Here is an 11816-nt window from a genome sequence, read left to right as displayed (position 1 = left end):
GTAAAGGAGCAAGAAACGGCGTCCACCTCCTGAGAGGCCGAACGAAGGAATGTAAGGGCAAAGACCCCGCGTGACATGGGAGGGTAAGCCGTCAGGAGACAGGTGTGGATATCCAAAGTGCGATCACAGAACGTATCCTTGGGTTGGGGATGAATCCCCCGCTCTCTATTCCCGCCACCGGCTTCACCAGAAAATAATGTCATCCTTACATGACTTCTCCAGCTCTCAATCTGTCTATGGCTGAAAATCTTAGAACGAGTGAGTAAACAAGAGTATTTATTAATTTATAGTGGGAGGAACACCAATGTCTATGAAATTAAAATGGAACCGGAGGGTAATCACTCTATTGTCTGCACTGCTGGTGCTGTTGCCCGGTCAGAGCGCTCTAGCGGGGGCTGTACCACAGTCTGCTTCGAAGCCGCTGGCCTATGCGCACGAGATCAAGTCACTCCGCGGAGAGGATTACAGCGATCTGGCTTTTCTAAAGCCGCTGCTTGCAGGTAAAACGGTAGTCAGTCTGGGTGAGAACTTTCACCGGGTAGCCGAATACGCAAGTATGAAGACGAAAATGATTAAATATTTGCACGAAGAGCTTGGTTTTGATGTCATTGCCTTTGAATCTGGCCTGGGCGATGCCGAGTTTATCAACAAACAGGCCGATCAGTTGACTGCCACCCAGATGATGATGTATTCCGTCCTGCCGGTCTGGCATTCCAAAGAGACGCTTGAGCTGTTCAACTATATTAAGAAGTCGCGTAAGACAGACAAGCCACTGGAATTGGCCGGTTTTGATAACCAGTTCACTAACCCTCTGCTGACCTACGGCGTGAGAGACTTCATCTCCACTCAAGACAAGGAGTACGGGAAGGCCTTTGAACATTTTGATCTGCAAGCGATCACCGAATTCTATGATGTAGCGAATGAATATGGTTTGCATCCTGAGCGTAAAGAGTATAAGCAAGGGATGGAACAAGTCAACCAGCGCAATGTACCGGAATATGAAAAGTATATCCAGTTCATCAAAGACCGGCGGGAGCAGTTTGCGGCGGCCTATCCAAAAAATCCTTTTATCGTTGATGTTGTCCTGAAATCGCTGGAGGATCGTGTGCAATTTTTGCAAAGTGGCTTGATTACAAATGTGCAGGAATCCTACGAGGCACGCGACCGGGCTATGGCCGAGCATGTGGAATGGTTGATGAAAGTCCGATATCCGGGTAAAAAAATCATTTTGTGGGCACATAATGACCACCTTGCCAAAAACACCTCGGACATCCGGGTGCTCGAGGGCGGCAAATGGGTGGGCAGCTTCAAGAGCATGGGAGAACTCCTGCACCAAAAGCTCAAGGATAAAATGTACGTAGTCGGTTTCTTTATGAACAGAGGCAAGACCGTTTCAATTACAACTATGAAGCCATTTTCAATCACCCCTATGCCAAAGGGCAGCCTGGAGCAAACCATTATGAAGTCTGGCTACGCCAATACTTTTGTCGACCTGTCCGGCCACACCAAGGCAAAGGCCGCCAACAGCTGGATGTTTAAGCCAATCTATGCCGCTGAAGACGGGATGACAAGCGAGGTCATTGCTCCGATGTCGATGAAGTTTGTTCCGAAGGAGCAGTTCGACGGCCTGATGGTCATCGACAAGGTCAACACTCCGACTCCTGCGTATTAGAAGACTAAGTATCAGAATCTGCACCAGCTGTTTGGCTGGCCCACGGGGAGGATGCTCGGACTACTCCCAAGACACAACGGCTACACCGTCCTTCGCTGGACAGTATAGCCGTTGTGGATTTCTGGTTTAGACTTGCTTGGATGGCCTCATTAGACTCGGCGGCAAGCAAGTTGGACAAAGTGAACTTAAATCTTATTCACCCACTTCTCCGCAAGCGCATGTTGGAAAAAGTAAATCTAATCCGGCCGATTCCCACCCTTTCGGGTAAATTCGCTTAAATTAAGTCTACTCTTTCCCACTATTGCCTCCGCAAAAAGCTTTTTCGTCTATTTAAGTGGACTAATTCCACTTCGGCAACTATACACATCTTATCCACAACAGAAGGCCATCGTAATGCAATTTTTGAGGATGCGGAAGGATTTTGCTACTTGACCCTGTTCTCCCTCTTGTCCTCCTCTTACTCCCCCTTGTTCTCTTCCCCGCCAGCTTCCCGAAGGGTGTAGCTATGACTGACGGAGGCTTCCTCAATGTCTTGAAAGGCCCAATAGCCCAGGGGCACATCTGACCATGCCGGAGTCAGGGAACCGTATAAAGGTCCTCTCTTAAGTACTCTATTGATTAAAGTCACCGCTTCTACCCGGCTGAGCAGCTTATCCGGTCCGAAGCTTCCGTCCGGCATCCCCTTCATATACCCTGCCTGCTGAACCAAGGCAATATTGTGTTCTGACCAGTGACCCTGAGTATCCGTGAATGAGGATGCGGGCTCTCCGCTCAGATTCATCCAGCGCACCACAATGGCTGCCATTTCAGCCCGGGTGATGAACACATTCGCTCCGAAGGTTCCATCCTTGTATCCTGTCATTAATCCTGTCGATGTTACTGTACCAATATCGTTTGCCGCCCACCCAAAATCACTCATATCCTTATAGCTTATAGGCTGGGCCTTTGTATTCTGACTTGCTCCAATCCGGGACAGAACCGCTGCCATTTCAGCTCGGGTCATCGCTTGACCCGGTCTGAAGGCGCCATCCGGATACCCCTTCATATAGGGTTGGTGCGTGGATGGACTCTGCTGGGATGCTGCCCAGTTATCCATACTCAGTACAGTAAATGTGCTGAATTTGGTCACGCGGAACTTCAGTCCAAGCTGCTCGGTTGAATACTGCACCACTTCTGGCTGTACCAGCACTTTCTCGCCGTCGCTGTGCTCAATGTAGATCACCAGCTTCGCTAAGAATGCCGCCCGATCAGCCGCACCGGTGGGAACAGCGTGGCTTGGAATCGGGAGAATCAAGTCGACCGGCTGATCCTTCAGACTCGTCTCAATGGTCACCGGACGTCCTACAACTTCTACACTTCCGGTACCTGCAGCCGTTTGGACGACAGCCTCCTTCTTGGCCCGTTCCTCTACAGACTTGACCGCAGCCGTATTCTTCACAGGGATGAACTTGAACCGATAATCTCCGTTTAGCAGAGTTAGAGTCTGCTGTGGCAGGATCAATCTGGCATTATTCGTGTACATTTCCAGATTGACCTTGCCGGAAGCAAGTGTCTTCAAGGTATCCTGGGACAATCCAAGATCCAGCTCGGAGACCTTGTCTTCCTTATCCGGAAGGACTAGCCGGACTGTATCAAGACCCGCTGCAGTAACTTTACCTACGGCTTCAAGTGCCTTGGCCGTTGTATAATCAGCCTTGTCTTTTTGGGTTCCATCCGGTTGGGTTGTCCGGTTAATAACCACATTGGATACCGGTTGCCCCCCTGCATTCCCGCCATCCACGTTAACTGTGATCGTCTCGGTCACAGGTTGTGTCCCTCCGGCAGATGGCTGCGGGCTAACTGGCGTCTCTGGCTGAGGCTGCGGAGTAGCCGGAGTCTCCGGTTGAGGTTGAGGCTGCTCCCCTCCAGGATTCCCCGGCTGAGGCACCTCTCCACCAGGATTTCCCGGCTGAGGTACTTCTCCGCCAGGATTTCCTGGGGTCCCCGTTCCTGGATCAGGCTCCTGCTCCATATCTTTGGCAAAGCTTAGGTAGAAATCATCCATCGTTCCCCATGCGCCGCCATCGGCCTTAATATTGGCTCCGATCGTCAGCTTCCCATCGGTAACGGGGATATTCCCGATTTCAGGGTTATTCCATTGCCCCCACCCGTTAACCCCGGTGTCCACTTTCACTTCTTGTCCGCCCGTCACGGCGAAGAGGTTCATCTCGGGATGAACAGCATCTCCCCCCTGAATGGACATGGAGAGGTTGTAGTATCCCGGCTTCAGCCCGTAAACGGTCTGTACTACACTAAAGTTGACTTGGTTTGCGGAGTAGAAATGAAGCGAATAATTACCTGTCTTGGCATCGGAAACCTTATTCTGATAATCCGTATGAGGTGAACTTCCCTCTCCGTACGTAATCTTCCACATGCTTCTGTCGCTATTCTCAAAACCCGCGTTAACGATGAAGTTCTCTTTTTTAATGACAAGAGAAGCCTTCACCGCATGACCGCCTTCTACGGTTCCGCTAATTATATAGCTGCCCGCCCCTTGGCTGGTCGCCTGATCAAGTGCGGCTTGATCCCATACCACCGGTATCTTTCCGGTACTTCCATCATTGTAAGTAACACTTACAACCGTCGGTAATTCAACCGGCTCCCCGGCCATCGCAGTCACCGAGACCGCCCCGATTTCATCAATGGCAAGCAAAGCAACCGCCCCAGTATCCACATATTTGAATACATTCAGTGAAGGAAGCGGATGCCCGCCAAAGTCAAACAATGCCTGGTTGTCGACCGCACTTCCGCCATACCATACCCCTGCATCTTTAGGGTCATATTCCTTCGCATAGCTCGCGGCCCAACCTGAACCGTATTTTTCCCACAGGAGTTTATTCTGCTCCAGGTTTTCTTTCGGACCTACCGGAAGCCATGCCGGCTCCCAATAAAACACGCCAATTCCCGCTTCACCAACATTGGCAACCGCCTCAATCACATTTCTGACTGAATTGGCCTGGCCTTGAACGCTGATGGGATAATCCAAGGTTTGGCCAGAGCTTTGCGGCGCTGTATTTCCGTGTCCGTCCCCATCTTCAGCGGTATACGCGTAAGAGGTTTCGGCTACCATTACCTTTTTGCCAAAAGTATCGGCTACCTGCTTCAAAACAGATGTCAAATTGCTTAATGTGCCATGCCAGAACGGATAATAGGAACTCGCGAACACATCATAGTCTACTTGGTTATCCTTCAGCTTCTGTGCATAGGAAACATATCTGCCCGATGACTCCGGATTCGTAAAATGTAGTGCGATCAGGATATTAGAGTTGACTTCCCGGATCGCTCTGCTTCCCTCACTAAACAATGCGCTCATCTTCGTCCAATCGGATTCCCCGACGAACTGCCCGTTGGTTTCATTACCTACCTGTACCATGCCTACATTAATACCCTCATCGAGCAGGGCTTGCAGGCTTTCTTTGGTATACGTATACAGCGCGTTCTTCTTGTCTTCGAAACTTAGATTTGCCCATGCCTTGGGCGTATGCTGCTTGCCCGGATCGGCCCAAAAGTCGGAATAGTGAAAGTCCACCAGCAGCTTCATTCCATTGGCGGTGGCTCTTTTGCCGATTTCAATGGCGGTTGCCAGATCATTATTGCCGCCTCCATACCCCCTGCCCGCTGTATCAAAAGGATCATTCCAGATCCGCACCCGAACATAGTTCACTCCGGCTTCATGTACCGTTGTAAAAATATCCTGCACTGCTCCGGCCTCATTATAAAACTTGACTCCGCTATTCTCCAAAGCGATGATGCTGGAAATATCCACACCCTTAATAAAGTCAGGCGAGAGTCCTTCAACCTTCTTCACAAAAATATCTGCCGCTACCGGCGGAGCAGCTTCTACGCCTGTCTGCTTCAGCTCGAAGCTGTCCAAATATCCCCACGCTGCCGGAGCACCGCTGATATTCGCCCCGATGACAAGACTGGAGGTATTCTGTGCCAATACAAATTTCAGACTGACCGTTCCCCAGGCATTATAACCGGTGGTGGCAGTAACGGATGATTTGCCGTCTCCCGCAAACAACTCAACCTTACCCGCTGCTGTTCCAGCGCCGCCCATCGACTTGACCGACAATTCATAGCTCCCTGCCGGAAGAGAATTCAGGGTCTGCTTCACCGTGATGGCCTGATTTCCAGTCGCCGCATCTTTCATCCAATATTTAAATGCATAAGTCCCTTGATCCGGTGTGAGCCATTTATCAGTGGCATATGCAAAACGGCTAATCTCTACCTGATTCCAGTCTGCCGTTTCTACACTCCATGAATGGTCGGCCCAGAAATCCGTCTCAAAACCGCCGTTCACAATCTGCGGACCATTCGAAGCTGTAGCCTTCGCCGTCCCCATTTGGAATGAAAATGAACTGAACATCAACAATACTGCTAATACCACGGATATGCCCTTTACTCTATTTCTCATGTTCTGATCACCTTTCTATGCCCGTCTTTCGATGCCAATGAGTACTCCTGTTGCACGTAAGCACTTACATATAAATATATCAATCGTTAAAATATTAGGTAACGTATGAAAAGAAAACATTTTGTATGCTTAAGCAAGCATTTTGTACGTTGGCACACTTTTGCATCAGGTATCATCCCAGGCGCACACGGCAAAAAGCCGTTCCCCGGTTATGACGGAAAACGGCTGTTCTATCGTTCTAAGACTCCATTCCATTCTCAATCCGCTGCATGAACTCTTCAGCAGCGCTGTAGCCAAGCTGCTTCAGGTACCAATTGTTGGCTGCCGCTTCGATCAACCCCGCTACATCGCGCCCCGGCTGAAGCTGGACCTCGATATGCGGAATCTGGACACCGAGATAATCCGTGAACTGGGGCACCAGCTCCAGGTCGTTGTTCAGTGAATTCTCCCGCCATGGGGATAGCTCAATATCGAGCACAATGCGCGTCTCGTCCTGAAAGGCCTTGCGTCCGTATTGGCGCACCACATTGATCAGGCCAATACTGCGCAGCGCGAGAAATTCACGTGTGGTCTCATTATGTGTCCCGAGAAGCGTGGACGGACCCAGCTTCTTGAGCACCACAATATCGTCTGCCACGAACCGGTGGCCTCTGCCGATTAGCGTGTGTGCGGTCTCGCTTTTGCCAATCCCGGACTTGCCCCTGAGCAGAACACCGATGCCTGACACATTCACACATACTCCATGGATCGATAGCTCCGGCGCCAGCGTCTTCACCAGATAGCTGTCCAGCTTGGCAATGAACTCTGTTGTGGTATCACCTGTCCGCAGCAGCGGAATCCCCTCCTGGTCGCAGAATAGAGTCAGGTAGGGGATCTCCTGCTGTCCTGAGGTCACAATAAAACACGGTGGATGATATTTAACGATATTTCCAATATGCAGCATGCGCTCTTCTACGCTTAGCGTCAATAAATAGGTAATTTCCTTACGGCCGAGCACCTGCACCCGCTCCATGGGAAAAAAATCAAAATAGCCGACAAACTCCAGCCCCGGTCTATGCGTCCGTGGACGGGTGATTTCACGGTCCATACGGCTGGAGCCCGCCAGCACTTCCAAGTGGAACTTCTCCGTAAGACCTTGAACAGTGATAGACTTCATTGTTGTTCTCCTCCTGCGGTTAGGACATATCCAGGATACGCCTGTATTTCGAATCCTTTGCTCCCGGTTTATATTCCACGATCCGAGGGAGTATTCCTGCCAATGGGGGAGGAGCAGACCTGAACTTTCTTTCCTCTTTATTTGCCTGATTGCATTGGCCAGTAGAAATACAAAAAAATAAAGAAGCAGGTCTGCCGGGGTATCCGACACATCTGCTTCTTTTGCGGGATTATATTCATTAACCTACTTTATGAGACACGCTTACGCTTCCGGGTGTATTTGCTTTTTTTCAGAGAGAGCTGATTGATCACATATCTGCGCTTTCTTCTTACCGCCCGTAGTTTTCTCATTCTCAGTTGCAGTGCCTTTCTCTTTACATATCGATGCTTGATCAGCCTTGCCCGCTTGATTGAACGGTATTTGGCGCGGATCATTCTTCTTCTTCTCAGTCTGCGTATCAGCCGCAACGTTCTGCGGCGTTTTCGTCTGTGCCGCTTCACAGGAATATCCGGGGACGGTGCAGGCACTTCAGGAGCCGGGTTTTCCAGAACTGAAGTTTCCGGGAGCTGGATTTCCGGAGCGGGCGGTTCAGCCGGGATATCAGCTGGCGGTTCAGCCGGGATATCGGCCGGGATATCAGCCGGCGCCGGCTCGGAAACCGGCACTGGTGTAAGCTCTCTGGCCCACGGAGTCATGGCAAGGTAATTATTGTATATCGGTGCATTGGGTGAATTGATATCCCACCACTTATTGTCTCCGGCGAAATGCACAATTTTATTCTCTAAATCGAGATCGCTATGAGCAAACGTATTAAACCGCTGATCCATTTGCAAATAGTTAGAGCTATAAACAGCATTCAGAATATCCTGATCAGGCATGGTCATCGTGGGGTAATTACGCAAGAAATCAAGCATTTCGCCATACCAGTTCTCTTTACCACGGATATTGTTCAGTTGAAACAGAATGACCCCTGAGTTAAAATACAGCTCTGCACTTAGCCCGAGTGAGATGAAGTACTCCAGCAAATTTTCGCCCTGATCCAGTACTGCGCCCAAATAATGTTCTCCCAGGTCGATGCTCCATAGTTCATTGATATCCATATTAACCAAAATGTCGCAGTCGAGATAAATAACCCTGTCAGCCTGAATAATGATCGGAAGCAACAAACGGTACATACTGGCCATTGTCCAGTAGTCGATTTTATGCACGCCGGCTGCAACCTCTTGCATATCCCAAGGAATTGAAACATGATAAAAAAAGATGTTGTGATGAAATACATCCACTAATTGAGTGAGCTTTAACTTGTTTTCTTCGCTTAGGGAATCATCATGCACAATGTGCACATTGATCATTTGCTGGGTGTTAGCAAAAACTGATGCAAGAACAACACCCGCATGCTCCGTATAGCTCCCGTCTTTATCGTTAATCGTTAAAACTAAATCAACCATTATCAACGATCACCTACCTTTAAAGTATCTTTTGCATAGTTGCCTGATGCATTCGACTACTTTAAGTGTATGTTTGCCCCAGTGACCGGATTGGACTATTCCCCAGTACATATGCAATTTATTTTGAATCCATTTTACGAATCCCCTTGGACTCTTGTGACTGATGCACGATCGCCCAGGATATAACGAGCCGGCCGCTCCTGAGTTTCTTGTTCAGCCAGATGAACATACGATCCAAAAACACTTCCTTCCGCATGAACATGGGACAATTCCACCTGATCAGTTAAAATACTATTGGTTAGAATGCAATCTTGCACCACGCTATTCGGACCAATATACACATAAGGTCCAACAACACTGTTCGTTACACTTGCAGTCGGATCAATCCTAACCGGAGGAATGAATTGAGCAGATATGTGGATGTCAGATGAGTTCATGAAGTTCTGCGGATCTTGATCCATCTTGTATCGGTTCGCTTCAAGCCATCGTTCATGGGTCCCGATATCAAAAAACGGTGCGGTCGTTATGCTGTACGCAACATGCTTGCCCTCTGAGATTAACATTTGGATGGCATCCGTCATCTCGTATTCTCCACGTGGGGAGGGTGTCAGTCTGTCCAATACCGGCCAGATAGCTGCAGTAATAGCATATGCACCGACGATCGCCAGATTGGATTTAGGGATGCGGGGTTTCTCTTCCAGACTGACAATTTGTCCATCATGGATGACGGCAACGCCAAATTGACTAGGGTCCTTAACCTGTTGAAGCAGGATCGAGGCCGCAGCCTTACCCGCTTCCAATGATCGGATGAATGGCATCAGATCACCCTCATACAAATTATCGCCAAGCATCACTAAAAAAGGGGAATCCGCCACAAAGGACCGCGCGCTTTTGACCGCATCCGCCAGTCCCTTTGCTTCTTTTTGCAGAAGAAAGGTTAACGAGGCGTTCCATCGCTCCCCATCTCCAATCGTTTGCTGGATCTCTCCTTGCGAATGGTTCACTACGATTCCAATCTCGGTGATTCCGGCCGCAACAAGTTTATTAATGATTGAGACAAGAATATACTCCCCGTTAACAGGTAACATGCACTTTGGTTTGGTATATGTTGAAGGCTGCAGTCTCGTCCCTCGGCCGGCACACAGGATTAATCCTTTCATAAATATCCCCCCTACTGATAAAATAAATATTTCGGCTCGGTGCAGATGAGCTCTTTATATTTTATGCACAAGCTATAAAGGAGCTTGGGTATATATTAAGCATCAATGACCTATTAAACTATGATTGCAGATATACGCCCGTATTGAGGGAGATTACTATGATAGAACTTACTGGATGAATAGCCGGTCGAAGAAGGGACAAGCCGCCCCCATAAATCCCCATGTCAAACACCCGATTCCGCGTCAATCGGGAACCGGGTGTTTACTGACCCATTCAAGAATTTCGAATATTTCCAGAAAAACATTTATGAAGTAAATGCATGTTTCTGTGTCTCATACTCTCCCGCTTCATTCGTTAGACCAAGGGAGCGATCCGTTAAGGTGTGAATGTCCTGTATTAGTTTGGGGTTATCCAATAAGGTGGCACCATAGGAAGGGATCATCTCTTTGATTTTCGATTCCCATGCTTTGATCTGCTGCGGAAAGCATTTGATGATGACTTCCAGCATGACAGAAACAGCGGTAGAAGCACCGGGAGAGGCCCCCAATAGAGCCGCTATCGACCCGTCGGCACTGCTGATCACTTCTGTGCCAAATTGCAGCGTTCCTTTGCCGGCTGCGGTATCTTTGATAATCTGCACACGCTGGCCTGCCACCACCAAATCCCAATCCTCACTCTTGGCGTCCGGGACAAACTCCCGTAAAGCTTCTATACGCTGTTCTTTGGATAACATCACCTGTCCAATCAGGTATTTGGTCAACTGAAGGTTTTTTGCCCCCGCTGCCAGCATCGTTGTCAGATTGCCCGGCTTTACAGAAGTAATCAAATCAAACATCGAGCCGAATTTGAGGAACTTTGGCGAGAAGCCGGCAAACGGTCCAAAGAACAGCGATTCCTTCTGGTCGATCACTCTCGTGTCCAGATGCGGAACAGACATTGGAGGAGCTCCGACCGCAGCTTTTCCGTATACTTTGGCATGATGCTTTGCTACAATATCCGGCTTCTGGCACACCATGAACAGTCCGCTTACCGGAAATCCCCCAATCCCTTTCCCTTCAGGAATACCGGATTTCTGCAGCAAATGCAGGCTTCCTCCCCCGCCGCCGATAAAGACGAATTTTGCAGAATGATGCGAAGTGGTACCCTTATCGAGATTCTGCACCTTCAAGTCCCAAGAGCCGTCACGGGCACGGGTAATATCCTCCACTTGATGTTTGAATCGGATATCGGTCTGATTACTCTCTAGGTGGTCAAACAACATGCGTGTTAAAGCACCGAAGTTCACATCTGTACCTGATTCAATTCGGGTTGCCGCTATAGGCTGTTCTATTCTTCTTTCCTTCATCATTAGCGGAATCCATTTCATCAGCTGTTCCGGGTCATCGGAAAACTCCATCCCTTGGAACAACGGATTTTCCGAAAGCGCTTCATATCTTTTTTTTAGAAAAGCAACATCTGTTTCCCCTTGGACAAAGCTCATATGGGGTACGGCCACAATAAAGTCCCGCGGGTTTTGTATCCGTTTGCTATTTACCAGATAAGACCAGAATTGCTTGGAGAACTGATATTCCTCATTTACTTTTACAGCCTTGCTAATATCGATGGATCCATCCGGCCCCTCTACGGTGTAATTCAGCTCGCACAGTGAGGAATGCCCTGTTCCCGCATTATTCCATTCGTTAGAGCTCTCCTCGCCTGCGCCCGCCCGCCGCTCAAACACGGTGATGGTCCAGTCCGGGACTAATTCTTTCAGCATAGAACCTAACGTCGCACTCATGATTCCGGCACCAATTAAAATAACGTCTGTTTTTGTTTGTTGGTTGCTCATGTTTACCCGTCCTTCTACCCTACGATTTGCAGGAAGATTCAGGCGCTCCTGCTTAGGCGCTATAACAAGCCAGGGCGCGACTTCGTCACACACCT

Annotated in this window: 7 protein-coding genes; 1 reads left to right on the top strand and 6 read right to left on the bottom strand. The window is 49.1% G+C overall.

Annotated features, from left to right (window positions below; genetic code table 11):
• A partial coding sequence (locus A3844_RS33185; protein WP_208619398.1) for a hypothetical protein occupies positions 1 to 203 on the bottom strand: 203 nt, incomplete at its 3' end.
• A 101-nt stretch (positions 204 to 304) separates the two neighbouring features.
• Between A3844_RS33185 and A3844_RS23555 the strand changes: the two genes are divergently transcribed.
• Positions 305 to 1672, top strand: a complete 1368-nt coding sequence (locus tag A3844_RS23555) for an erythromycin esterase family protein (RefSeq protein ID WP_083606985.1) — start codon at positions 305 to 307, stop codon at positions 1670 to 1672.
• Between the two features lie 457 nt (positions 1673 to 2129).
• Here the strand turns inward: A3844_RS23555 and A3844_RS23550 are convergent, their stop codons facing one another.
• The 5 genes from A3844_RS23550 to A3844_RS23530 form a co-directional block, all read right to left on the bottom strand.
• Positions 2130 to 6128 (bottom strand): glycosyl hydrolase 53 family protein, encoded by a 3999-nt coding sequence (locus A3844_RS23550; protein ID WP_074108636.1) that lies wholly within the window; start codon positions 6126 to 6128, stop codon positions 2130 to 2132.
• Positions 6129 to 6366: 238 nt separating this feature from the next.
• Complete coding sequence (gene hprK, locus A3844_RS23545) at positions 6367 to 7284, bottom strand: HPr(Ser) kinase/phosphatase (RefSeq protein ID WP_074108635.1); 918 nt, start codon at positions 7282 to 7284, stop codon at positions 6367 to 6369.
• Between the two features lie 248 nt (positions 7285 to 7532).
• On the bottom strand, positions 7533 to 8732 hold the full coding sequence (locus A3844_RS23540; protein WP_074108634.1) for a glycosyltransferase family 8 protein: 1200 nt from the start codon (positions 8730 to 8732) through the stop codon (positions 7533 to 7535).
• 134 nt (positions 8733 to 8866) lie between these two features.
• Positions 8867 to 9892, bottom strand: coding sequence for a sugar phosphate nucleotidyltransferase (locus A3844_RS23535; RefSeq protein WP_074108633.1), 1026 nt, complete (start codon positions 9890 to 9892; stop codon positions 8867 to 8869).
• A 305-nt stretch (positions 9893 to 10197) separates the two neighbouring features.
• A complete protein-coding gene (locus tag A3844_RS23530; protein WP_074088272.1) occupies positions 10198 to 11721 on the bottom strand; it encodes a malate:quinone oxidoreductase in 1524 nt (507 codons plus the stop codon).
• Positions 11722 to 11816 lie beyond the last annotated feature (95 nt).

Origin of the sequence: Paenibacillus helianthi (assembly GCF_001909055.1) — a bacterium.
GTDB lineage: Bacteria > Bacillota > Bacilli > Paenibacillales > Paenibacillaceae > Paenibacillus_AQ > Paenibacillus_AQ helianthi.
Note: the sequence above shows the minus strand (reverse complement) of the source record. Positions and strands in the feature narration are given on the sequence as shown.

What these genes read in the sequence shown, in the direction of transcription:
- A3844_RS23555 (WP_083606985.1), top strand. Translation starts at nt 305, where the DNA reads ATGTCTATGAAATTAAAATGGAACCGGAGGGTAATCACTCTATTGTCT.
- A3844_RS23550 (WP_074108636.1), bottom strand. Translation starts at nt 6,128, where the DNA reads ATGAGAAATAGAGTAAAGGGCATATCCGTGGTATTAGCAGTATTGTTG.
- hprK (WP_074108635.1), bottom strand. Translation starts at nt 7,284, where the DNA reads ATGAAGTCTATCACTGTTCAAGGTCTTACGGAGAAGTTCCACTTGGAA.
- A3844_RS23540 (WP_074108634.1), bottom strand. Translation starts at nt 8,732, where the DNA reads ATGGTTGATTTAGTTTTAACGATTAACGATAAAGACGGGAGCTATACG.
- A3844_RS23535 (WP_074108633.1), bottom strand. Translation starts at nt 9,892, where the DNA reads ATGAAAGGATTAATCCTGTGTGCCGGCCGAGGGACGAGACTGCAGCCT.
- A3844_RS23530 (WP_074088272.1), bottom strand. Translation starts at nt 11,721, where the DNA reads ATGAGCAACCAACAAACAAAAACAGACGTTATTTTAATTGGTGCCGGA.